This is a genomic window from Azospirillum canadense (genome assembly GCF_025961225.1).
Classification (GTDB): Bacteria; Pseudomonadota; Alphaproteobacteria; order Azospirillales; family Azospirillaceae; genus Azospirillum; species Azospirillum canadense.
In genome coordinates this window covers 78,265-101,498 of sequence record NZ_JAOQNG010000005.1, presented here as the reverse complement: position 1 = coordinate 101,498, position 23,234 = coordinate 78,265, and the positions used below count along the sequence as shown (strand labels likewise).

General features: G+C 66.5%; 22 protein-coding genes and 3 pseudogenes. 9 read left to right on the top strand and 16 right to left on the bottom strand.

The window, feature by feature from the left end:
• Positions 1-193: 193 nt before the first annotated feature.
• From M2351_RS25110 to M2351_RS25085, 6 genes and pseudogenes are all read right to left on the bottom strand, one after another.
• Positions 194-1,216 (bottom strand): annotated as a pseudogene (locus M2351_RS25110) (IS3 family transposase); the annotation flags it as partial.
• A gap of 73 nt (positions 1,217-1,289) precedes the next feature.
• The gene (locus tag M2351_RS25105; protein WP_264659102.1) at positions 1,290-1,745 is read right to left on the bottom strand and encodes an IS1595 family transposase; all 456 of its coding nucleotides are present in this window, start codon (positions 1,743-1,745) and stop codon (positions 1,290-1,292) included.
• Positions 1,742-2,233 carry a transposase gene (locus M2351_RS25100; protein ID WP_264658797.1) on the bottom strand — a complete coding sequence of 164 codons (492 nt, stop codon included), beginning with the start codon at positions 2,231-2,233 and terminating at the stop codon, positions 1,742-1,744. Before M2351_RS25100 ends, M2351_RS25105 begins: the two co-directional genes overlap by 4 nt.
• Before the next feature lie 27 nt (positions 2,234-2,260).
• Complete coding sequence (locus M2351_RS25095) at positions 2,261-2,692, bottom strand: hypothetical protein (protein ID WP_264658796.1); 432 nt, start codon at positions 2,690-2,692, stop codon at positions 2,261-2,263.
• Positions 2,693-3,048: 356 nt separating this feature from the next.
• Positions 3,049-3,405 carry a hypothetical protein gene (locus M2351_RS45245; protein WP_406567437.1) on the bottom strand — a complete coding sequence of 119 codons (357 nt, stop codon included), beginning with the start codon at positions 3,403-3,405 and terminating at the stop codon, positions 3,049-3,051.
• A 48-nt stretch (positions 3,406-3,453) separates the two neighbouring features.
• On the bottom strand, positions 3,454-4,116 hold the full coding sequence (locus M2351_RS25085; protein ID WP_264658794.1) for a DUF6088 family protein: 663 nt from the start codon (positions 4,114-4,116) through the stop codon (positions 3,454-3,456).
• A 111-nt stretch (positions 4,117-4,227) separates the two neighbouring features.
• On the opposite strand from M2351_RS25085, the gene M2351_RS25080 reads away from it, so the two are divergent.
• From M2351_RS25080 to M2351_RS25060, 5 genes are read left to right on the top strand one after another with little or no spacing between them, the layout of a single operon-like run.
• A complete protein-coding gene (locus M2351_RS25080) occupies positions 4,228-5,517 on the top strand; it encodes a metallophosphoesterase (RefSeq protein WP_264658793.1) in 1,290 nt (429 codons plus the stop codon).
• A 20-nt stretch (positions 5,518-5,537) separates the two neighbouring features.
• Positions 5,538-6,614, top strand: coding sequence for a GTPase-associated system all-helical protein GASH (locus M2351_RS25075; protein WP_264658792.1), 1,077 nt, complete (start codon positions 5,538-5,540; stop codon positions 6,612-6,614).
• A gap of 5 nt (positions 6,615-6,619) precedes the next feature.
• The gene (locus M2351_RS25070; protein ID WP_264658791.1) at positions 6,620-7,645 is read left to right on the top strand and encodes a TRAFAC clade GTPase domain-containing protein; all 1,026 of its coding nucleotides are present in this window, start codon (positions 6,620-6,622) and stop codon (positions 7,643-7,645) included.
• Positions 7,638-8,498 (top strand): TRAFAC clade GTPase domain-containing protein, encoded by an 861-nt coding sequence (locus M2351_RS25065; RefSeq protein WP_264658790.1) that lies wholly within the window; start codon positions 7,638-7,640, stop codon positions 8,496-8,498. The genes M2351_RS25070 and M2351_RS25065 overlap by 8 nt, the downstream gene beginning before the upstream one ends.
• Positions 8,483-10,552 carry a GAP1-N1 domain-containing protein gene (locus M2351_RS25060; RefSeq protein ID WP_264658789.1) on the top strand — a complete coding sequence of 690 codons (2,070 nt, stop codon included), beginning with the start codon at positions 8,483-8,485 and terminating at the stop codon, positions 10,550-10,552. The genes M2351_RS25065 and M2351_RS25060 overlap by 16 nt, the downstream gene beginning before the upstream one ends.
• A 215-nt stretch (positions 10,553-10,767) precedes the next feature.
• On the opposite strand, the gene M2351_RS25055 is transcribed toward M2351_RS25060, so the two are convergent.
• A complete protein-coding gene (locus M2351_RS25055) occupies positions 10,768-11,418 on the bottom strand; it encodes an ATP-binding domain-containing protein (protein WP_264658788.1) in 651 nt (216 codons plus the stop codon).
• Positions 11,419-11,588: 170 nt separating this feature from the next.
• Between M2351_RS25055 and M2351_RS25050 the strand changes: the two genes are divergently transcribed.
• A protein-coding gene (locus tag M2351_RS25050) for an IS3 family transposase (protein WP_264658787.1) occupies positions 11,589-12,727 on the top strand; the annotation gives its coding sequence in 2 pieces (ribosomal slippage) (positions 11,589-11,844 and positions 11,844-12,727; 1,140 coding nt in all).
• Positions 12,728-12,785: 58 nt separating this feature from the next.
• Here the strand turns inward: M2351_RS25050 and M2351_RS25045 are convergent.
• The 5 genes and pseudogenes from M2351_RS25045 to istA form a co-directional block, all read right to left on the bottom strand.
• Positions 12,786-13,292 carry an AAA family ATPase gene (locus M2351_RS25045; RefSeq protein WP_264658786.1) on the bottom strand — a complete coding sequence of 169 codons (507 nt, stop codon included), beginning with the start codon at positions 13,290-13,292 and terminating at the stop codon, positions 12,786-12,788.
• A gap of 87 nt (positions 13,293-13,379) precedes the next feature.
• On the bottom strand, positions 13,380-14,348 hold the full coding sequence (locus M2351_RS25040) for an IS5 family transposase (RefSeq protein WP_264658785.1): 969 nt from the start codon (positions 14,346-14,348) through the stop codon (positions 13,380-13,382).
• A 562-nt stretch (positions 14,349-14,910) separates the two neighbouring features.
• Positions 14,911-15,105, bottom strand: a pseudogene (locus M2351_RS25035) (IS110 family transposase); the annotation flags it as partial.
• A 218-nt stretch (positions 15,106-15,323) separates the two neighbouring features.
• Positions 15,324-16,115 (bottom strand): IS21-like element helper ATPase IstB, encoded by a 792-nt coding sequence (istB, locus tag M2351_RS25030; RefSeq protein ID WP_264658784.1) that lies wholly within the window; start codon positions 16,113-16,115, stop codon positions 15,324-15,326.
• Positions 16,112-17,629: an IS21 family transposase gene (gene istA / locus M2351_RS25025; protein WP_264658783.1), complete on the bottom strand. Its 1,518-nt coding sequence runs from the start codon at positions 17,627-17,629 to the stop codon at positions 16,112-16,114. Before istA ends, istB begins: the two co-directional genes overlap by 4 nt.
• A 239-nt stretch (positions 17,630-17,868) precedes the next feature.
• Here istA and M2351_RS25020 point away from each other — a divergent pair.
• A pseudogene (locus M2351_RS25020) lies at positions 17,869-18,008 on the top strand (IS5/IS1182 family transposase); the annotation flags it as partial.
• Positions 18,009-18,066: 58 nt separating this feature from the next.
• On the opposite strand, the gene M2351_RS25015 reads toward M2351_RS25020, so the two are convergent.
• The 4 genes from M2351_RS25015 to M2351_RS25000 all read right to left on the bottom strand — a co-directional run bounded on the left by M2351_RS25015 (position 18,067) and on the right by M2351_RS25000 (position 21,907).
• A complete protein-coding gene (locus M2351_RS25015) occupies positions 18,067-19,218 on the bottom strand; it encodes a tyrosine-type recombinase/integrase (RefSeq protein ID WP_264658782.1) in 1,152 nt (383 codons plus the stop codon).
• Positions 19,219-19,246: 28 nt separating this feature from the next.
• A complete protein-coding gene (locus M2351_RS25010; protein ID WP_264658781.1) occupies positions 19,247-19,642 on the bottom strand; it encodes a type II toxin-antitoxin system VapC family toxin in 396 nt (131 codons plus the stop codon).
• On the bottom strand, positions 19,642-19,902 hold the full coding sequence (locus M2351_RS25005; protein ID WP_264658780.1) for a type II toxin-antitoxin system VapB family antitoxin: 261 nt from the start codon (positions 19,900-19,902) through the stop codon (positions 19,642-19,644). The genes M2351_RS25010 and M2351_RS25005 overlap by 1 nt, the downstream gene beginning before the upstream one ends.
• Positions 19,903-20,353: 451 nt before the next feature.
• Entirely contained in the window at positions 20,354-21,907 is a 1,554-nt protein-coding gene (locus M2351_RS25000) for a 4-hydroxyphenylacetate 3-hydroxylase family protein (protein ID WP_264658779.1), read from the bottom strand.
• A gap of 89 nt (positions 21,908-21,996) precedes the next feature.
• Between M2351_RS25000 and M2351_RS24995 the strand changes: the two genes are divergently transcribed.
• Positions 21,997-22,620, top strand: coding sequence for a TetR/AcrR family transcriptional regulator (locus M2351_RS24995; RefSeq protein ID WP_264658778.1), 624 nt, complete (start codon positions 21,997-21,999; stop codon positions 22,618-22,620).
• A gap of 4 nt (positions 22,621-22,624) precedes the next feature.
• Positions 22,625-23,158 (top strand): isochorismatase family protein, encoded by a 534-nt coding sequence (locus M2351_RS24990; protein WP_264658777.1) that lies wholly within the window; start codon positions 22,625-22,627, stop codon positions 23,156-23,158.
• Positions 23,159-23,234 lie beyond the last annotated feature (76 nt).

Genomic DNA, 23,234 nt, shown 5'->3' with positions numbered 1-23,234 from the left:
CCGCCTTCGGCGGCTGTGGGCTTGACCGTGTCGGCCAATTCCGCCCTCGTTCCACCATCGCTTGGAAGGGGGCTGTGCTGCTGGTGCCTTCCAAGACGCGGAGCCACGAAAAATGGCTTGTAGAATCGGCCGCGATTAGAGAACGGCGGGATGGCCGGTCTTCCGCCGAACAACGGGATGGCAGGACTGGGCATCAGCTCACCGTCCGGGCGGCCGGCGGGTTGATCCACACGGCGGCGGGCGGCGCGGGCGCTTCGGGCGGCTTGCGCACGAAGCGCTCAGGATGGCGGCGGTGCCCCTCATCGAGCACCGCCTGGCGAGCGGTCCGGATCGCCCCGGTGTCGCCGTAGTGGACCTGGTGCGGCGTCATCAGCGCCAGCCCGGAGTGGCGGTGCTTGGTGTTGTACCAGGCGAAGAAGGCGCGGCAGAAGGCCCGGGCGTCCTGGATCGAGCCGAACCGCTCGGGGAAGTCGCGGTGGTACTTCAGCGTCTTGAACTGCGCCTCGGAGAAGGGGTTGTCGTTGGACTGCTGCGGCCGGCTGTGGCTGCGCGTCACGCCGAGGTCGGCCAGCAGCTCGACCACCGCCTTCGCCTTCATCGCCGCGCCGCGGTCGGCGTGCAGCGTCAGCCGGTCGCGGGCGATGGCGTGCTTGCGCACGGTCTGCCGGATCAGCCGTTCGGCCAAAGCCGCGCTCTCCCGATACGCCACCGTCCACCCCACCACGGCGCGGCTGAAGATGTCGAGGATGACGTACAGGCACAGCCAGGTGCCCTTGACTGGCCCCTTCAGCTTGGTGATGTCCCAGCTCCACACCTGGTTGGGGCCGGTGGCCAGCAACTCGGGCTTGGCATAGGCCGGATGCCGGCGCTGCTGGCGGCGCTCGCGGACCTCGTCGTTGGCGGCGAGCAGGCGGTACATAGTGCGGACCGAGCACAGGTACTGCCCCTCGTCGAGCAGCGTGGCGTAGACCTGGGCCGGGGCGGCATCGACGAAGCGCTCGCCATGCAGCAGGTCGAGCACCTGGCGGCGTTCCGGCGCGCTCAACGTGCGTGGCGGTGAGGGGCGCCGTGGTGGTGGACATGGCGGCCCGACGCGACGCTGCCGGGCGCGGTGCCGATAGAAGCTGGCGCGCGGCATGCCGAGCGCCCGGCAAGCGGCGGCGACGTCCACCGCCGGGGCCGCCTGCTCAATGGCGGCCATCACCGGCTCTCGTCGCGGTCCGGCGAGGGCAGCGGAACCCAGCACGTCGGAAAGTTTTTGGCTCTTGGCGGGAAGCGGGGTGGTGGCATCATGTGACGATGGCCCCGACGAGGGTTCCGAGTAGGGCCTTTCCCCGTCGCCGTGCGTTGTGGACGAACTGAAAGAAGGCGAGATAGAGGGGCAACTTGCCCTGGGAGATGCCGCGATGCGGGCGCAGCCAGGAGCGCAGCAACGACCAGAGCCCTTCGATGGTGTTGACGTGGACCTCGCCGAAGCCGTCGCCATCCTCGTCGCGGGCGTATTCACCGTGGGCATGGCAGACGGTCTTGTGCGCGTAGCCCCAGGTCTCCAGACGGGCGTAGATGTCGTACTCGTCGGTGTGGATCAGGGCGCCGGCGGCGACGGACGCCTGAATGATGGGCCGGATGGTCGCCTGCTGGACATTGGACAGCATGTGCAGCACCACATCGCCGCCGCGTCGGATCAGGCCGAGGATGGGCGGCTTGTCCTTTGCCAGCGTGCCGCGCCCGCGCTCGGCCTTCAGCCGGCGGCGCCGTCCCGAGCGCCCCTTTTGGCGACTTCGGCCGGCTGGCCCTTATGCCCGGCGACGACGTAGACCTCGTCGATCTCGACCGTGCCGTTCAGCGGCGGGGGCGGCACCTTGGCGGCCAAGCCGGCGCGCAACTGCTCGGTCATCGCCTGCACGTCGCTCGCCACCAAGTCCAGTTCCTGGGCGATCTGCCGGTTCGACAGGTTCAGGCCCATCAGATACAGGCACAGCACCCAGACGCGCAGCGGCTGGTGGTGGCCGGCCAGCACCGTGCCGGTCAGGTCGTCGAAGCGGGCCTGACAGGACTTGCAGCGATACCGCTGGCGCGCGCGGTGGGTATCGTCGAAGCCGTGGCGGGCCACCGACGCACTGGCGCAGTGCGGGCAGCGCACACCATCGGGCCAGCGATGCTGGCGCACCAGCGCGTAGCACTTGGCGTCATCGAGCAGGGATGTCAGGTTCACCAGAAGGGGCGACGGCATCGCGAGCACCAGGACCGAAAACGATACTCACCTCAACCCCCTCCGCCGCTCGTCATCACGCCGCCACTCACCACCCCGCTTCCCGACAAGAGCCAAGTTTTTTTGGAGTTCCATGACCGCCTGGGCGCGAGTGAGGCGCTCACGCAGGCGTGCGTTCTCCCGCTGCAGGCGCTCCAGGTCGCCCTTGTTGGAATTGGCCGGCGCACTCCTCGGCCCCGGCTTGGCCGGAGTGAGGCCGTGCAGCTGTCCGGCATCGCGCTGCCGGCGCCACCGCCCGACGTTGGACGAATACAGTCCTTCGCGGCGCAGGACGGCCCCGATATCACCGGGACGAGCACGGTCGATCTCCTCCAGGATGCGCAGCTTGTCGGCGACGCTGAACGTCCGGCGTTGCGGCCGGTCGCTGACCTCCGGGTCCGGAGGCGAAAAGGGGGCGGCGGATGGCGACAGCGGCTTCATGCTCATCGGGTCCTCAACAGCGCCCTCTACCAATCATTTCAGGAGGCGGCTGTCTCACCTGACGTTGGCACAGAGGGAGGCATCCGGGCCAAGGCGGCCTGGCTCGCGGCCCGTGACGTCACGACGCCCTGGCCGGCGCCCGGTTCAAACGGTCCACCATCCGACAGCGACGCCAAGCGTGGCTCCGCTTGGTCGCGGAAGCAACCCGTCAACTGGAAGCGCTGAAAGCACAAGGGTATGAACCGGCCTCTGACAAACTCGGCACGGTTCACCCCGTGCAAAGGACGAGCGGCACCGACCACAGCTGAACCTTACCGACCAGGAGTTGCCCTGGCGTGTGAAGCCGCGCCAAGTGGTCAGCGATTGACCTCGAACAACGCCGCCGCCCCCATGCCACCACCGGTGCACATGGTGACCACGACGAACCGTTCGCCCCCGCGGCGGCCCTCCAAAAGGGCGTGGCCCACCTGCCGTGCCCCGCTCATGCCATAAGGATGGCCGAGCGCGATCGCGCCGCCGTTGACATTGTAGCGCTCAGGGTTGTGAATCGGCGCGAGGTTCCGACACCGATCGGCATGGGAACCCGTTGGTAACGAAGGAAACTCTGGGGCCCCGACCGCGTGCTGTTTTACATCGAGCGCCCACCCAGAAATCCTTCTCGATATTGCCGACAGGTGCGCCGAGCCAGTTGGCGGTGGCCAGGAACAGATCAAGGCGGTCGCGCGCCGAGGCGCGGATCACCGTTACGTACGCGTGCGAAGTCATGCGGGCGAGGCCTCGCCGGCGATCAATGGACGGAGGAACTCCTGCATCCATATGGGCAGCGCCGACAGGCCGTCGCGGAGATCGTCGCGGATGGCTCCGCCGTGCTTCGGATCGGCGAACAGTCGCCGAAGGACGCCGGCGACGCGGGTCCGTTCATCCTCGTGGCTCAGCACGTCCTGCAGCCAGTGCAGGGCTTGGACCACCCTCATGGCGGGTCGGTCAGCCCAGTAGAGCCGGCTCGCTGCAGCGGGCTTGAAGCGGATCTCCTGCTTGCCAAGCTTGATCGGCTTGAGGCGAGCATCGACGAGAACTTCGATGCGGGCGGGCACGGCCGTGGTGAGGCCGAGGTCGTTGGCGGCGGTCATGCCGTCGACGACGAAGCGAACCTTGTCGCGCCGGGCCACGGCGCGAATGACCGCGCAGTAGTCCGGGACAGTGGGGAGGCCGGTGAAGCTGTTGCCCCCGGGCCGGTCGTACAGGCCCCGGTCGATACGCCGGAGCTCGCCTGCGGCCGCCAAGCGCTGGAGCGCCTTATCCACGGCATCGCGGCTGGCGAGATCGGCAAAATCGCTGGGCGTCCATACCTCGTTCGCCTGCTCGGCGATTCGAGCGAGCAGGCGGCTGCGCAGGTCGGAGGTCTGAGCGGCTGTGTTCGACATGTCCGAAGTGTGCCGCAATTTTCGGACACCGGGAAGGACGGCGCACAGACGACTGTCCCAGCCGTCCGAAACTTGCTACATTCTTCGGACACGCGCTGCTATGATACGGCCATGCTGCTTCTTCATATCTCCGACATTCATTTTCGGGAGCCGGACTGCGTCAACCCGGATCTCGACCCGGATCGGCCCTATCGCACGATCATGATCCGTGACGCTCGGGCACGGGCAGAGCGGCTAGGTCCAGTCGGCGCGATCCTGATCGGCGGGGACATCGCCTTCAAGGGTCATCCTCAGGAGTATGAGGCGGCCAAGGCTTGGATCAGCGAACTGGCCGAAGCGTGCGGATGTCCGCTCGAGCGGGTGTTCGTGATCCCCGGCAACCACGACGTGGATCGCGGCGTCATCACTCGCTCAGCCGCGGTCCGCAACGCTCAGGCCGCGATCATGGCAGCGTCGGGCCACCGGCGCGAGCGCGAGTTTCGGACCCAGTTCACCGATCCGGACACCGGGAGAGCGCTCCTGAAGCCGCTTGAGGCCTACAACGACTTCGCCAAACTGTTCAGCTGTCAGATCTATCCGCCAGACCACCTCTACTGGAAGCAGGACCTGCCGCTCGAGGACGGCGTCCATCTGCGCATCTTCGGCTTGACCTCCGTCCTGCTATCGGGTGCGGGCGGTCGAGATGACACGCGGGACAGCCTCTACCTGAGCCCCCTTCAGACTGGTCTCGACCCGGTCGACGACGTCGTGAACCTTGTGATGAGCCATCATCCGCCGGACTGGTTCTCTGACCAGGACGACGTGGACGAAAAGATCTGCAACAGGTCGGCCATCCACCTGTTCGGGCACAAGCACCGACAGCGCATCACGAAGACGGACCATTATGTCAGGTTCAGCGCGGGGGCGGTGAACCCCGACCGCGGGGAGGCGGGCTGGCAGCCCGCGTACAACCTCATCGACGTGCGCGTGGTCGGAGAGGGGCCGACCCGCGCGCTTGAGATCGAGGCTCACCTTCTGCAATGGCAAGACAACCCAGAACAGTACCGGCCCACGCAGAGCTTGGGAGGCGAAGAGGTGTTCCGCCAACGCATCTCTATCCCAGGCCGGATGCGTGTCCCCGCTATTGCGGCGGTCGCGCCTGTGGTGACGGCCCCGGCAGCGGACGCGGACGCGGACGTGGAGGCTGCGATGAGCGACGAGAGCACGCGCAACCTGGTCTTCCGGTTCTGGAAACTCACGGTCAGTCAGCGGCGCGATATCGCGCTGGGTCTCGGTCTGATCGACCGCGAGGAGTTGAAGCTTCCGGAACCCGAGCGGTACGGGCGGGCGCTTCTGCGGGCCGGAGAAAGAGGTCTGCTGGATGAGGTCGCGCGCGAGGTCGCGCAACGGGAGAGGTCATGATGGAGGGCGGAGCATCCCCGATGCACAAGGATTTCCCCCGCTGGTACGCGGCCGTCGCGATTGGCGACGAAGCGACGCGCCAGGCGGCGCGCTGGAAGGGGCTCAGCATGATCGCGGATCGGGCCGACCGGGCGACGGTCGAAGCGCTCGTCCGGCTTGCGTTCGGAACCACGCGTCAGCCCCCGTCAAGCCATGAACTGACCCGGATCCATAAGGATTACGCACTCGCCGACGAGGCCTTCGATCCGCGTCAGGCATCGCGTGAAATGCAAGTTCTGGCCGGCGCCTGTCTCGCCGTGCTCTTCGAGCGCGACGATGAGGTCGGTGCCGCCGCAGCGCTCAGCACCGCGTGTGCGAGCTTCGGGGGCGCGCGCACGCCGAACCTGCCCATGGATCTGCCGCTGCTTGCCGAGGCCGCGCTTGAGCGCATGGCCGACGCAAACCGAACCCGGCCGTCTTTGACCAAGCACGTGAGCGACGCGTCGCCCAAGATCGATTTCGCGGTGGCGGGCGCGAAGGCGGCCGAGCTGACGGGAGAGGCTCTGACCGAAGCCTTCACCCTCGCATCCAACACCATCAAAACGGCGCTCCGGACGCTCGCAGCCAGGCAGGCCGAGGCGATCCGCGCGGTCGATCACTTCATCCAGGTTCAGGATGAGGAGCTTCAAATGCTGTGGTGGCTGACCGGCGGCCGGAGCTTCGACTTCGACTGCGCCTTCGACGCCGTAGCCGCTGAAGCCCAGCCGCTCGTGTTCGCGAAGGAGCTGGCGGACAGCACCGTGTTCCCTCCTGGGCCGCGCTCGATCAAGCCGCTTCTGGTCCGCGCCGGGCTGAAGGAGCGCAAGAAGCTGACGGTCGCGACTGCCCTGAATGCCGCCGCCGCCAGCTGGCTCAACAATCTCGTCGGCGAGGCGAGTTCGTCGCCCGTGACCCAACCTCTCCATTTCGCGATCCAGCGTCAGAGCGAGGCGGGCGGCGGCGACGCGTGGGTGCAGGGCTGGGCGGCGGTGGTGGGTGTCGAAGGCGCGCGTCAGGTGTCGGCGCTCGCCCTCGGCGTCCAATTCTACCGCGAGCGCCTCCTGGTCCTGTTCGAGTGAGCGAGATGGCGGAAGACGGCGAGGTCATTTGCGCCAACCGCGAGTGCCGCATCTCCGAAACTGGCCGATGCGTAGAAGGGTTGGAGCTTGAGGTTTGCCCCCACTACGGCCGGGAGCCGGAGGTGGAGGAGATCGCGGACGGGGAAGCCGAGACATCCGATCCGGGCGCCGGCTTGGCGCTGCCCGGGGCGGATACGCTTACGCTGGAGCAGGCCTCGCAGGTGCTTCGGCGAAGCGATGCTCGGGTGATCGCCATCATCGGGCCAAAGGGGGCAGGGAAGACGAGCCTGATCGCGAGCCTGTACGATCTCTTCCAGGAGGGCGACGTCGGTGGGGCCGAGTACGCCCGGTCCGAGACGCTGCACGCCTTCGAACTCGCCTGTCATGACGCCCGCGCCGCATCGCGCCGGGGCGAGCCCGACATGGAGCGGACCGGCCACGGCGAGGTACGCTTCTACCATCTTGATCTCGCGGGTGGGGCCGCGGGTGACGGCCTCACATTGCTGCTCGGGGATCGCGCCGGCGAAGAGTATCGGTCAGCCGTTGACGACGCCGCGGAACTCAGCCCGTTCCCAGAGATTCGTCGCGCCGACACGGTGACGGTTCTCGTCGACGGTCAACGTCTTCAGGACGCCGGCGCGCGACATAACCTGCGTAGCGAGATCGTGATGATCCTGCAGGCGCTGCTCGATGGTGGCGCCCTCCGGGGCGGCCAACGCCTCGTGCTTGCGCTTACCAAGATGGACGTCGTCCAAGCGTCCCCTCATCGTGATCGGGCCGAGACGAACTTCATGGGCTTGGCCGCACAAGTCGAGCGCGTATTTGGCGGCAGCTTCAGGCAAGTCGAGACTTGCATGATCGCTGCTTCGCCGAAAACCGCCGCGGTGAAGCGCGGCACGGGCGTCGCCGAGATGCTGACGTTCTGGGCATCGCCTGCCGCGATGCCGGCGATCGTCCAGCCGGCGGTTGCGCCCTCGTTGCGGGCGTTCGCGCGCCTGACGATTAAGCACGAGGGCGGCAACAATGACTGAGCGCTCCGTCGTCATCATCGGTCTTCCTGAATCCGGCAAAACGACCTTCCTCGGGGCGCTTTGGCATCTGGTGACCGAGCGGGACATTGAGACGGTCCTTCGGTTCCACAATCTCCGGTCGGGCGATGTGGCTCACCTGAACGCGATTGCGGCCAGGTGGCGCGACGCCCGCATCCAAGAACGAACCGCCGTCGGAGGCAACAAGCTCGTCAGCATGAACCTGCTTAACGCCGCGAAAACGCCCGTGCGCGTCACCTTTCCCGATGTGGCGGGCGAGGCGTATCGGCGGATGTGGGAGGAACGCGCGTGTGATCCGGACGTCGCGGAGATCCTGCAGGCCGGCGGCATCCTGTTCTTCATCCACGCCGACACCATTCGGCCGCCCCAATGGGTGGTCGACGAGACTGAGTTGTCCAAGAAGCTTGGTCTGCCCGTCCCCGAAGGCCAGGAGGTACCCTGGCACCCTCGGCTCGCCCCGACCCAGGTTCAGGCAATCGGCTTGCTGCAGCTACTCCGGGAGCCTCCGTTGGACATCGGGCCGAGGCGCTTGGCGATTATGCTATCCGCCTGGGACAAAGTCGCCGACGAGGGCCTCGAACCCTACGCCTATCTGAAGGCCAAACTGCCCATGCTCGGCCAGTACCTGGAGCGAGCCGCCGACAGCTGGGATTGGCGCGTCTACGGACTCAGCGCCCAAGGGGGCGAGTACGACAGCACCAAGGAGGGCGCGCCGCCGAGTGAAGAGGCTGAAGCGCTGCGAAACCTCGACCAAGCCTCGAAACGCATACGCCTCATAGCCGGCGCCACCGAAACCCACGACGTCACCGAGCCGCTCGCATGGTTGATGGAGTAGCAGGCCCCGCACGGGTAAAAATCCACCAGGTCTTGCACGGATATGCCGAAGGTCATCGCCAGATTGCAGGCTCGGTGTCCCTAAAATCCAGGGACGCAAAGATGCTGCTCGTGTTGAGCGACATTTCTGGTCCGGGCATCAAGATCGAAGAATGCGGATATCTCACGGGTTATCCGCTCGCAGAAGCGGGGCTGTATGCGTTCGCGCGGACTTGGGGGGCGCCGGAGATGAGTCGGCCGGGCTGCGTCTGGACGCACACCCTGCTGATCGATTTTGCCGACTTGGCCGTGCTGCCGTCGCTCGGGGACCTTCTCGCGGCCTTCCAGCGGCCCCAACCAAACGCCGAGCGCCGCTACGATCGCCAACTCGCGATTGAGTCCTGGTCGGAGCCGCCGCGCATCGATGAGCGCGACGAGGGTCAGGCGCGCAGGATCGTCGGCGCGCTCTACGGCAAGCCGACTGCGCGCGTCGTCGCGACCCGGTCGTCGGAGATCGACAGCGAAGCATTGGTCATGGCGCTGTGGTCGCAGCAATGGCCACGCCTCCGTCGAGCATTCCGTTTCTGCACCTTCGCTGGCTCGGATCGCTCGATGGCGGGAGCCTCGTTCGACCTTCAGCTTCTGCCGCCTGGCAATCACGCGATACGCACTCGCTTCAGCAAGGCGGTCGATGCGGAGAGCGTGTCCGCTTCAGGCGATTGGTTGGACACCGCCGTCGAGGATCTGCTGCACCCCAGACCTCACGGGTTGAGACAATTTCTGCGGCAGATCGGCGGCGACGTCGCGGGTGGGCGCGCGGCGTTCCCGTCCCTGTGCCTCCTGAGCGGCTTGATCGACCGGATTGGGAGCGAACCGCGGGCGCTCGAAGATGCAATCGCGATCCTGCAGGACGATCTCGGCGCATCTCAGGCCCGAGCCGCGCGATCCGCGGTCACAGTCGCTGCGCTGCCCGAAGCGGAGCGACTGAGCGAGGCGGCGTTGGATTACCTCTTGGACAACCTTGTCAGCCTCGACGTTGAAGCCGTGCAGACGTCGACCCGGCCGCTCGCTCGGGCACTCCTCCTGCGTCGGCCTCACACCCTTGCCGATATGCTGGGCAGCGATGGTGCGGTTGCGAACGTCGCACGTCAGGCTTTGGGCCGCGCTTCCTCGGAGGAACTCTTGACCGGTCTGCGCTCGGCACCTGAGTTGGTGAACCCGATCCTATCGTCGCGGCCCGAGATCACGTCAGAGCCTGCATTTTGGGCGAGTGGGCTTGGGGTTGCTGACGAAGCGCTCGGTGTGCTGAGGCGTTCCGAGCGGGGACAGCAGGTGCTCGCGGCAATGATCGAGGCGGGACGCTCTGACCTCGCTGAACAGGCCGTGGCAACTTTCGGCGATGGCGAAGTTCTGGCAGCCGTAGTCTCGGCTATGCGAGCAGGACGACTTGAGGGAGGGAATGGAGAGCGTTGGTTCCGAGCGGCCGCGCAGATGGGCGCAGTAACCTACCTCTTTGCGCAGGAAGAGCGCCTCCCGCGCCAGCTTCTCCTTCTCGTAGCGCGCGCTTTCGGGCCGGATGACCTGCCGAACGACTATGGCGAGGATCCCTGGTTGACCGCCGCCCGACATGCTGTCGGTTCCGTTCCTGATCGTGACGAAGTCCATCTAAGGGCGTATCTGCTGGCGCGAAGCTTCGGTCGGCGTTCGCGCAATCAGGCCGAGTTAGCGCAGATGGGCTTCGAGGTGACCCATGCCGCCGCGGCGACCGATCGTGTCGCCGACGAGAGCTGGCGGTGGCTTGATCCTCGCCTTCCACGGTCAATGTTCTGGTTTGAGTGGGACAGGTGCCAGCGTCTTAGGGCAGGCGTGGTGAACTTGTTCGTTGAGCGCCAGCTCGCGCCAGAGCTGTTCGGCCACTTGGTGAGAGATGATAGGCTTTTCGGTCTCATCGCTGAACAGGCCGCACGTACGTCCGGAGGGCGTGCTTACCTGAAAGACGTCCGGATGGCGCTGAAGTACAGCACGGATGAATCATCCTCCGCTCGCCACTACTTTATCAAGAAGCTCATCAAGTAGCCGGTCGCGACATATGTCGAAGTCGAGTTGCACTCCCTTGTCGGTTCTGTTGCAAGTTTGGCCCCCTGCCTGTGAATCGGCGTGAGGTTCTGACGCCGATCGGCATGGGAAAGCGCTGATAGCAATGGTCCTGTCATTCCCTTGACGACAAATGCGCGACTGAATGTTCCAGACAGCCAGAAGAATTTTTGTCGACACCTAATTCGGCTCGACGATCATCCGACAAAAGGAGCTTGTTCCAAAAGTCGCTCCCCTTCCGCCAAAACCAGACACCAGCGCTTGGCACGGGTGACAGCGTTGTAGAGCAAACGCCGCTTCTGTTCGGCACTGCCAGCAACGGCATACGACCAAAGAACGACCACGCCATCGAACTCGCGATTCTTGGCGCCATGCACGGTCAACGCGCACAGCCCATCATCTCTTCGGAAGACGAAACGTCTTCCGTGTGACACGGCTCGGCCAATCCGATCCTCGACGTCTTTTCGCAAAACCTCCGTGCGGCCAAGCGCAAGCTGCTGCATCCCCAGCCAAGAGCGCACCGCCGTTACGACCGCCGGCACCTCCAGCCTCTGCACCGCTTGGTCCGCCACCATCACGCTCGCACGCTCTGCCAAGTCCAATTGGCCGAGCAGCGTCGTGAGCACCTCCTGCTCCGACCGCTCCCAGGAAATCGGGTATGGGCCATTTCCCTGTCGGGTTGGCGTTTCGGCGACCGATTGAAGAACATTGGTGGCGTACCGTCCGACCGATGGCGTGATCACGGCGACCGACCCACCACGCCGGCACCGCCCGATCTGATTGGAAAGGAAGGTGCGCGCCAAGGACACGCTTGGCGCTGCTTTGATCACGAACTGTCGGCCGGACATTGGCGTCTCGCCACGCCGGAGCGCTGTGGCGGCGTTCAGAAGATCGGCCACGCTCGTACGGTGTGGCCTGTCCAGGGTTTCCACAACGGTCGCTGCCGTGATCCATGAGCTGGTCCCCGTTTCCCGGACAGTCGGATAAGCTTGGTTCGCCACGATGAAGGACGGACCTGATGACGGGGAAGCGGAAGCGGTATTCGGCGGAGTTCAAGGCGAAGGTGGCACTGGAGGCGATCCGGGGCGAGCTGACGGTGTCGCAGCTGGTTGCCAAGCATGGTGTCCATCAGACGCTGATTAACGCCTGGAAGAAGCAGGCCATCGAGGGGATGGCCGGGGTGTTCTCCGGAAAGGCGGAGGCCGCCGAGGTCAGCCATCAGGGCGAGGTGGAAAAGCTGCACGCCATGATTGGTCAGCTGGTCGTGGAACGCGATTTTTTGCGCAAGGCCTCCGGTCGATGAGCGTCGGCTGGAGGCGGGAGTTGATCGAGCCGGAGCATCCGCGGCTGTCGATCATGCGGCAGTGCGAGTTGGTTTCGATCAGCCGGTCCAGCTACTACGGGGCGGCCAAGGGCGAACCGGCCGCAAATCTGGAGTTGATGCGGCTGATCGACGGGCAGTTCCTGGAAACGCCCTGGTACGGCAGCCGGCAGATGACCCGGCATCTGCGCCGGCACGGCCATGAGGTCAACCGCAAGCGGGTTCGGCGTTTGATGGCGCGGATGGGCTTGCAGACGGTTTACCAGCGCCCGAAGACGAGCGTACCGCATCCGGAGCACAAGATCTGGCCGTACCTGCTGCGCGACCTGACGATCGACCGCCCCGACCAGGTGTGGTGCAGTGATATCACGTACATTCCCATGCGCCGCGGCTTTCTGTACTTGGTCGCGGTGATGGACTGGGCGACACGCAAGGTCCTGAGTTGGCGGCTGTCGAACACTATGGACGTCGAGTTCTGCATCGAGGCCGTGGAGGAGGCTATGGCACGCTACGGCCGGCCGGACATCTTCAACACCGATCAGGGCAGCCAGTTCACCAGTCCGCGCTTCACCGGCCTCTTGACCGCAGCCGGTATTCGGGTGTCCATGGACGGGCGCGGCCGGTGGATGGACAACGTATTCATTGAGCGGCTGTGGCGATCGATGAAATACGAGTGCGTCTACCTCCACGCCTTCGAAACGGGCAGCGAGGCCAGGGCCGGGATCGGCCACTGGATCGATTACTACAACGCCGGCCGGCCGCACTCGGCGCTCGGCGGCAGAACCCCGGATGAGGCCTACCAGGGCACGCCGGATCGAATCAGATTGGCGGCATGACACGAACCTGAACCAAGCTTATTCCTGCCGCCAAACTGTCCGGGAAACGGGGACCAGCTCACCAAGAACAGAAAGGATTGGGGCGCAAGCCCTCGTTCAGGCACTGGAACTCATCGGCCGCAACCAGGAGCGTGAGCCGAGCCTCCAGCGCCCGGACGATACGCAACCGTTCCTCGGTCAAATCCTGGGCTTCGTCGAGGAGAGCGATCGGATGGCTGGCAGCCACCCACCCGACGACGCTGGGCTGCTCCAACAAGGCAGCCGCTACAGCGCAGACGGTGCCGTACTCCGTCTCCAGCGGAAGCGCATGCCCCAGATGATCCGCCAAGCTACGCCAACGGGTGACCACACGCAAAGCAAAGCTATCGATCGTTGCGCATTCATAGGCATGTCCCAGCTCCCGCAACCGGTCATCCAGACGCCGCCGGGACCCATGCATGAAGGTGAGAGCCAGCACCCGCTGACCGGAAGCCAGAGGGCAATCCGTCAAGCTTTCGGCCAGCGTCCGCATCAGACGATAAGTTTTGCCGCAGCCGGCGCCGCCCTGGAACGCCCGGATGGTCATGGTTGGAACACGCGGACGCCTGGCGCTTCCGTCAGCGTGTCGCACAGAGGTGATGAAGGCAAGCGGTTGCCCCGGCGGGGCCGCTGATTAGGCGATGCTGACGGATTCCGGGCGGCCCAGGCCGAGCATGCGGTTGAGCACCTCAACGGCGATGGCGACTTCGGCCGCCTGCGCCTGATCGGTGTGAAAGCGCAGCGCCGGGCCGATGACCAGCTTGAAGCGACCGATCTGCCCCTCAACACGAGCCCGCAAATTGTACCGGCTATCCCGTTGCCATGCCATCCGCCCCTTCTCGGCGATCGCTTGAATGTGGTGGTCGCGCTGGGTTGGCGCGGTCGCGGCGGTGTCGCTGAGGACAGCATCGCTGCGCGGCCGCGCTACAACTGTGGCTTCGGGATGACGCTCATGCACGGCGGCGTAAACACCCATCCGGTCATACGCACCGTCACCGGTCAGCGCAGCTACCGGGTCGCTGACTTGGTCGAGCAATGGTCCAATCTGAGCGGCGTCGTCCTCGTCGCGGTCGGTCAGCGTGGCCGCGACGATCCGGCCACTGGCCGCGTCCATGCCGATGTGCAACTTCTTCCAGGAGCGCCGCTTGCGCGTGCCGTGCTTCTCGATCAGCCACTCGCCCGGCCCGCACAGCTTCAGTCCCGTGCTGTCCACCAGCAGGTGAAGTGGCCCGCTGGTTGAACGCGGGGGGTTGGGCAGTCTCACCGTCCTGGCTCGGCGGCCGATCGTGGAATGATCCGGCACCGGCAGATCGAGCCCGAGCAGCTTCAGGATGGAGGCGATCAGTCCTTCGGTCTGGCGCAGCGCCTGATGGAACACCGCGCGCAGCATGAGTGCGGTCGTGATAGCGAGGTCGGAATAGGCGGGCTGCCCGCCCGGTGTGGTCCGTGGCGCCGCTCGCCAGCTCGCAATCGCCTCCTCCGTGAACCAGACGGTCAGGCTGCCCCGCTGGCGCAGCGCGGCATCATACACCGCCCAGTTCGCCACCCGCCGTTTCGGCCGGGGAATGTGATGGCGGCGAGCGGCGTTGGCCTTGTGCGGCATGGGGAACGACCAAACAGGAAGCGGGGGCTCCGCCTACCCCAATGCGCCCCAGTTCGGCAACTCCGACCATCCCTGCAACATCTATGGACGCCCCCCGCCCTGCAAGAGCATTTTCAACGTGACGGCTCGAGAGGTCGGTTGCTGCCATCTATTCGGCCTACGCGTGCAGCCCGAAGTCTGCTGGCCTTGATGAAATCCGCGGATCGACACCCAATCAAGCCGACGAGCTGAACGGCTCGGTGTTGCAGACGGGTTTGGCCGATCCCGGTCCGACCTATGCTGTCATCACGTTGTCCATTGCCCTCGCAACCGAAGGGGAGCTGGGAGGAGCGCTCAGGGCGCCGATCCGGCGACCCGCGCCGTGGTCATCATCATCGTCTCGTCCGACAACCTCTTTGTTCGGTCGCCGGGACCACCTCTCCGTCCCGGCCTATCCTCCTCAGGAGCGCCGCGCGCAGGGCTTGGCAAGGCTGGCCCCGCGGGCCGCCGCGCCAGCGGCTTGGCCTTGCCAAGCTCGAGCCCGGCGCTACGCTGGTGGTGGTCGGGAACCCGGTCACCATCGTCAAGCTCCTGTGGGCACCGGCTCGGGACGCCGGTAGGTCTCGCCGCGCGTCATCACTGCCCAGGCGATGCGCGCCGTCTTGTTGGCCAGCGCCACCACCGCAACATTGACCAGTCGGCGCTCCAGCAGCTTGGCCACCCAGGGCGAGGAGGTGCGCCACCAGCGCAGCAGGGCACGGGCCCCATGCACCAGCATGCTGGCTGTGTCAACGAACCATGGCCCACTTTGCTGACGAAATCTGGCCCACCCATGATTTGGCTGCCGAATAGCCGACAGCCGAGTTTCTCGGCGCGCGCAGCAGCTCGTCCCGGCAGTCCATAGGCGACGGGGGCCGCCGCCGCGTTCCCATTGCGCTGGGTGGCGGCCCCCGCCTTGCCTGTGGACCCGCCGGGGCGAGCGTCGGTCGCGGGGCTTCATTCATGATTCGGCCCGCGTTTCGCCAACGTGCGGCGGAACCGATAGGAAGCCTCGCCGCTCTCGAGGATGTGCGCGCGGTCGGTGACGCGGTCGAGCACCGCCTTGCACAGCCGCGGGTTCGGAAACACTTGGCCCCACTCGGAAAATGGCAAGTTCGTCGTCACGATCAGCGCCGCCTTCTCCGCCCGGCCGGCGATGACCTGGAACATCAGCTCCGCCCCGATGTCGGCCAGCGGCACATAGCCCAGCTCGTCGATGCACACCACCTCCACCCGCTCCCAGCGGCCCAGGGCCCGGCTCAACTGGTTCTCCGCCCGCGCTTCGACCAGTTCGTTGATCAGCGCCGCCGCGGTGGTGAAGCGCACGCGGCGGCGCTGCCGGCACGCGGCCACGCACAGGCTGGTCGCCACATGCGTCTTGCCGGTGCCCGCTTCGCCGATCAGCACGATCGGCTCGGCGCGCTCGATGTAGCCGCCGCCCGCCAGGTCCGCCAGGCGGCTCGCCGACAGCGGCGATTGGCTGAACTCGAACTCCTCCAGCGTCTTCACGCGGGGCAGGCGGGCCTCCTGGATGCGGCGCAGCACCGCCTTGCGCTCGCGCTCCTCAACCTCCGCCGCCAGCAGCGCCTCCAGGTACTGAACGTGGCTGTGCCCCTCGCGCACCGCGGTCTGCGCCAGGCGGTCGAACTGCGTCGCCAGCGTCGGCGTCTTCAGAAGCCGGCAGTGCTGGCGAATGGACTGCTCGATCAACGGGGTGCTCGCTATCATCGCGGCCTTGCTCCGGCTCATGGCGCGGCGTCCCGGCTCAGCAGCCGATCATAGCCGTGCAGCGAGGGCGCCGGCCGGTCGAACCGGGCGAGCGCCCCGACCTCCAGGCTGTCCAGAGGCGGGCGCTGCAACCGATCGGCCGTCAGCAAATAGCGCACCGCCTCGGCATCCGAGCAGCCCATCCGCAGAGCCGCGCCCACCGCCTCCTGCACGCGCTCGTCGCCGAACACCTTCCCGAACCCCAGCACCGCCACCATGGCCCGCGTGCCGTGCTGGCGGCCATGGCGGTCGATCAGGCGCTGCCAGTAGGCATCATAGGCGGCCGGCCACCGGCCCTGCCGGCGCCGTTGCTCCAACGGCTTGGAGCCGGCCAACGCGCCCGGCTTGTGCTCCAGGACCTCCAAGTAGTGCTCAAGGTCGAGGATCTGCTGGCGTCGCCCATAGCAGCGCTCATGGCGGGCGACCATCCGGCCCTCGTGCCAGACTTCCAGATGCGCCGGGGAGAGCTTGGCGTGCACGCGCGTGCCGGGGCGCAGAGGGACCGAGTAGGCGTTGGTCTTGACCAGCACACAGCCGGCGCTGTCAACCCGGGGGAAGCTGAGGTCGGCGAGATCGAAGCCGTCCTCGGGCAAGCCGATCAAGCGCTCGCGTTCGACGGCGGTCGCCTCGCCGACGCTCTGCTGGCGGCCGTCGATCACGCGCCGCTCATCCTCCCGGCAGCCCAGCAGCAGCACCTCGTTGAGCACGCCCAGATCGCCGGCCCGCGGCACCGGAACCCAGCGGTTGCGCCGGAACTGCCCGTTCTCGCCCTCGACCCCGCCCTTCTCATGCCCGGCTGCCGGCATGCAGTACTGCGCCTCGAAGCGCCAATGCGAGCGGAAGGCAATGAACCGCTCGGTCTCCTCGCGCAACCGCCCGCGCAGCACCTTGCGCACGGCGCTGCCGAGATTGTCGTAGCGCAGCACCCGGAACACCCCACCGAAGTAGCGGAAGGCATGCTCATGCGCCTCCAGGAAGGCCTGCTGGGTGGCGTGATGGTAGGCGCGGTGGAAGGCGCCGCCGCTGGCCATCGCGCGCATGCAGAAGACCTGCAGCTTAAGGCGCTCGCCGTCGAGGTCGGCATAGGCCTCGTACCAGTCGACCTGGGCTTCCTGCCCCCACTCGTAGGATTGTGGCACGAAGGTCTCCCGGCTGATCAGGCCGAGCGCGTGTTTGCGCTCGTGCACGTAGTTGCGCACTGTGCTCTCGGCGACGGCCGCCTCCGGCATCTCCTGGCGGATCCGCTTCCAGATCCGGCGCGCCGTCTGACGCTGCTTGCGTGGGGCGCGGCGATCGGCCTCCAGGATGCTGTCGATGAACGAGGCGACCGGCCCCAGCATCGGCTTGGCGCGCTCCTTGTAGGTCCGCTCCGGCGGGATCGCGCTCGCCAGAGCCTGCCTCACCATGCGCCGGTGGACGCCGAATTTCCCGGCCACGCCTTTGACGGTGCCGATGCCGAACTCGTATTCACGCCGTGGCTGTTCGAAGAGCTCCACCTTCCGTCTCCTGTCCATCCCGCCCCTCCAGCTGCCACTGGGAGGGAACGGTGCTTGATCGTAACCGGGGGCCGGATTTCGTCAGCGCGGTGGGCCGCATTTCGATAGCACAGTCACAAGCAGGCGGCCTTCGCCGTTTCGTCGCTGAAGAAGCTTTAGCAGGACGCGGAAAAAGGCTGTGCACGGCCGGCCGGTCGTGACTCTCTCCGGTCGTGGAGAATGCGGTCGGCGAGGAGACGATGCAGGGCTCGGACGAACGCAGCGAGGGTCTGTTCCGCTACGTAAGCTGTGAGGCGCGTGTTCCGGCGAACCACCCGCTGCGACCGATCCGGGCCATCGTGGACGAGAAGCGCTGGAGGTGATGTCGCCAGCGTTCGACGCCGCAAGCCGAGTGCGCGGTTTGGACCCATGGCCGGCCCAACGCCATGAGCCCCGTATTATCCCCTTCCCTGCTTGCCGGCGAGTTGGGCCATGGCACCCTGCTTGGGGACGATCTTTTCGGCGTAGCGGGCCGGCATGGTGGGACTTTTCCAGCGGCCCGCCTGCTGGCTGGCCGGCAGGCCGAAACCGGCGGCGGTCAGATCCTGGGCCGCTCCGACCCGCAGGGAATGCCCCGAAACGAGCGCTGGGTCGAGCCCGGCGGCTTCGGCACGGCGTTTGAAGATCTCCGAGATGCGGCGGCCCGGGTCGGGGCCGCGCACGGCGAGCGGCCCGAGCACGTTTCCCTTGGTCCCGACTTGCAGCCAGAGGGCGTCGGTGGCGGCGTCCAGGCGAGCCAGGGTGCGCTCCAGCGCGCTGCGCCGGCGCGCGCCATTGAGCACCCTGCCCTCGCGCATGGCGGCGGACAGCGTGCGCAGCGCGTCGCGGACGCTTTTCCGCTCGGCTTGCAGGGCGTCGGCGCGGGCGTCGAGCCAGGCGCTCACCCGGCGGACGGTGTCAGGAGCCAGCCAGCCATAGGTCCCCTGCCCTTCCTGGTCGGTCTTGGAGCGCGCCAGGTACAGGAGGCCGGTGCCGTCGGCGTCGATCTTGATGTCTTCGGTGCGCAGCGTCACGAGTTCGCCGCGGCGCAGGAGCGCGTCGTAGGCGACGGCCAACAGGGCGGCGTCGCGGAGGTCCTCCAGGAGGCCCGGGGCGTCGCCGATCGCCACCAGGATCAGGTCCAGCTGCGCGCGGCCAATCCCCAGGGCCTGTGACTGGCGCGTGCCCTTGCGCCGGGACAAGGCTTTCATCTTCATCTGCACCGGTGCGGTCTTCGTCGGGTCGGGATGATCGTGCGCGCGGTGGAGCCAGGAAAGCGAGGACAAGCGTCGGGCGAGGGTGGATGCGGCGATCCGTTGCCCCGTGCGCGGGCTGGTCCGGGCGGCCAAGTCGTCGAGGTAGGCGATAACCGTCTCCGGGCTGGCCGGGAGGGAGACCCGCTTGGCGGCGATGCACCAGCGGATGAAGTCGTCGGTGTCGGCGCGGATGGCGCGCTTGGTATTGGGAGCGAAGGCTTCCTCGGCGGCGGCCAAGGTGTCGCGGACACGGCCGGCGGGGGTGGCCGGGAGGGCGGAGACGGCGGACGGACGGCGGGCGGGGGCGTGGCTCACGGGGCATGCCCGGGATGGCCGGCGGCTCTCATTGCAGCGCCTCCAAAGCGGACGTCAGATCGGTCAGTGGAAAGTCATTGCCTTTGAACAGCAGCGGTTCGTTGGTGGTTTTGGCCAGTGCGTAAGAGAAGCAGTCCCCGTAGTTCAGGCCGGCTGGGTGGCGCCCCTTGCCGAAGCGCAGGAAGGCATCGCGGGCGAGCCCGACCTGGGTGGCGTCGACCGCCACGACCTCAAAGGCATGATCGGCCATCCAGGCCGCCAGGGTGGCGTCATTGCCGAAACGGGCGATCGCGACGATGGAGCATTCCAGTACGGTAGCGGCCGAGATCAGCCGGACGTCGGCAGCGCCGATGGCGCGGGCATAGCGCGCGGCGTCGGGCTCGCCGAGCAGGATGGCCATGATGGCCGAGGTATCGACCACCATCAGTGGGGCAGCCCGCTGTCGTCGTAGCCGAGGATGTCGTCCGGCGCGCGCGGATCGAGAACCGGCTGGGCGGCGAGTTCGCGGTGCAGCTGGGCCATGCGCGCCTCGGCGTCGTCGGCGCTGCGGACCCGGCGGGCGCGCAGGCGCTGCGCCTCCCGGCGCAACAGCTCCAGGACGAGCTGCGAGGCGCCCTTGCCGGTCGCTGCCTTCAACTCGGCCAACAGGGCGTCCGCCTCGCGGTTCTTGATGTTGATGGACACGGCGAATCCTACAGAACGAGAAGGCTGTTTCTGCATAACGTAGGCTAAATCCGGGCGGCTGGCAAGGCCGGTGTCGCCGATAACGGCGCTTATCGGCACACGCGATCGGGAGGCCGGCCGGCCCCGGAAGCGAACGGGGCGTTTGGTATCGCTCCCGCCATTTCGCCGTGCGCACGACGCGGCGTGTCATGTCGTTTTCAGGGATCGACCGGACTGCGCAATCATTGGCTGGACTGCCGCCACAGTCGCTCTGCGGGCGCGCCAGCTGTGGCCGAATGCGGGAATGAAGCCGAGCGGGCCTTCATGACGCACTGCCGCTGTGGATCGGCGTCCAAGACGGATGCCGGTCCACAATCGACGACGTTGACACATCGAAACAGGCGTCAGATTTGTCCCACGCGGGCCAGGAGCAGCTTGGGCGCGCTTAAAAGCAGCCGACGGCGGTGGATGCTTACTCGTCGGCCGCTTCTTCGAGAACCCCAGCCTCGGAACGCTGCGGGGGTTCCGGGACCTGGCAGCCGGTGGCGCAGCAACGGCCAGGCTGTTTCGAGATGCGGCGGCCGTCGTCCAGGACGCCGCGGTCGAGGAGGCTCTCCACCAGCTCCACCTTTTCCATGACGGGATAGTTGCGCCAGATTTCGCGCTTCATCGCTTCCGGCGAGCCGCCGCCATGGAGCGAGATTACCGAATACCAGCCCGCCTCATGCGAGACCGTCAGGTCCTCGATAAAGCGCGCCACCTCCGCGCGCTGCTCGGCGGGGACGTCCGGGCGGCCGCCCATCACCGCGGCGATCGACGCCTTGGTCTCGGGGTTGTGATCCTCGTCCGGTCCCGGCAGCGCCACAATCAGGCCACCCGAGACGTAGTGCGCGACGCGGTGCATGTCGTAGATCTTGGTGGCGAGGAGCAGCTTGCCGATGTTGGAGAACACCGCATCGGGCATCACCGACCCGGCGGGGTCCTTCGTGCAGTAGACGGAGGAGGCGACGCCGCAGGCGTAAAAGCTCTCGGTGATGGTGATGAGTTCGACCATCGCCTCACGGATGTGAGCGTGGCGGTTGGGATCAAGGCCGTTGGCCTCGATCATCAACGCCCCTGCCCCGATCAGCAGATCGCCGAAGCCCGCGCGCGCGCCGATGCAGGAGTGCCGGTGGTGTGTCGCGTAGGAGGTCGTCAGGAAGCCGCCTTCCTCGGTCTCACCGGCCAGGAAGACGCGGTCATGCGGGACGAAGACGTCATCGAACACCACCACGGCGACCGACTGGCCGTATTTGGCGGAGAACTTGGCCGAGGCCTCGCCCGGACGACCCGCCGGACGTGCGATGATCGTAACGCCGGGCGCGTCGCAAGGCACGGCGCAGGCGACGGCACAGTCCCGGTCTTCCGGAACATGGGTTCGGCATGGCATGACGAGGAACTCGTGCATGTAGGGCGCGCCCGTCACGATGGCTTTGGTGCCACGGATGACGAGGCCGTCCTTGCGCCGTTCCTTGATATGAACGTAGGTGTCCGGATTGACCTGCTGCCCCGGCCGCTTCGATCGGTCACCCTTGGCGTCGGTCATGGCGACCCCGAGCGTCAGATCCCGGTCCTGGACGGCGTGGAGATAGGCAAGGAAGCGTTGGCTGTAGTCGGTGCCGTGACGGTCGTCCGTCAGCTTGGTCGACTGGTAGAGGCCGTTGAGCGCGTCGTGCGTGAGGTAGCGCTGGGCGCAGCCGGACGTCTTGCACACCAGGCGCACGGCCTCGAGCTTGTAGAGCAGGTCCTGCGACGTCTCGTTGATGTGCAGCATGCGGTTGACCGTCTTGCCCGACGTGCCCTGCCGCGCCGTCATGATCGGCGCATGCTCCTTCCGCAGCGCGAAATCATAGGTGACCCCGACGCCGGCGATGCCGGGCGCGAGCAACGGCTCATCGGCGACACTCTCCACGGTCTGCCCATTCACGAAGACACGCGGTTTGTAGGCCCGCAACGATTCCCGGTACTCGGCGGCTGACATCAACATGGTGATCCTCCGTCTCGTTCAATTTTTCGAACGATGTTAGAGTGTCGAACAGTGTTAGAATTTTTGCAAGAGCGATTTCGGGGGGCGCGATGGTTGGGAAGCGGCAGAGCCGGCGTGAGGCCGTCAGCGAGCACAAGCGCGAGCTGATCCTCGATGCCGCGCGGCAGATCTTCGCGGAAGAGGGGCTGGACGGAGCGAGCCTCAGGGCGATCGCGGTGCGAGCCGGGTACACACCGGCCGCGCTCTACTTTCACTTCGAGTCGAAGGAAGCGATGTACGCCGAGGTGCTGCACGCATCCCTTGAGTCTCTCGGCTCGGCCGTCGATCAGGCGGTCTCGCGGACGAAAACCCCACAGCAGAAGCTGAAGGCCGCCGCGATGTCGTTCTTTCAATTTTATGCAGCGAACCCGCGCGATCTTGATCTGGGCTTCTATCTGTTCCGCGGCGGCATGAAGCCCGCCGGACTCGGACACGACCGCGACGTGAGACTGAACGCCGCGCTCGAAGCCGCCCTCCGCCCCATCGCCGAAGCCGCCGTCGCGCTCGGCGCATCGCAGGAGCGGGCCAACCTGCTGATGGTCGACTGCTTCGCCCACGCCGCGGGGCTTCTGCTGCTGCTCCATACCGGTCGCATCCGCATGTTCGGCGCCTCGGCGCCGGATCTGATGGAGGCCTACGTCGACGAGCGGATCGCCCAACTCGTTCAGGAGTGACGTTATGCTGACCATCGACCCTAGGCGATCGCTTCTGCTCGTCGTCGATTTCCAATCACGGCTCATGCCGGTGATCCATGACGGCGAGATCGCGATCCGGAACACAAGCCGGCTGATCAAGGCGGCGGAGCTGTTCGGTGTCCCGTGCCTGTTCACCGAACAGAATGCCAGGGGGCTCGGATCGACCGTTGCAGACCTTGCCGTCGAGCAGGGGCCCCTGTTCCACAAGCAGTTCTTCGACGCTTGCCGGGAAGGCGGGTTTCTCGACCGGGTTCCCGCCGACGGGCACATCGTCGTCGTCGGGTGCGAGGCACACGTCTGCGTCCAGCAGACCGTGCTCGGCCTGCTCGCTGCCTCCCGGAAGACCTATGTTGTGCGCGACGCCATCGGGTCGCGCCATCCGGAGAACAAAGAAACCGCGGTGCGCCGCCTGCAGCGCCACGGCGCGGAGATCGTCACGACCGAGATGGTGATCTTCGAGTGGCTGCAAACCGCCGAGCATCCGCGTTTCCGTGAGGCGATCGCCTTGATCCGGTAGCCGCCGGCCGATGACGCCGGGTGGAGCGCGGACACGCCTGCGCCGGCGGAAGAAGCTGCCAGTAGAGTTGCCAGTA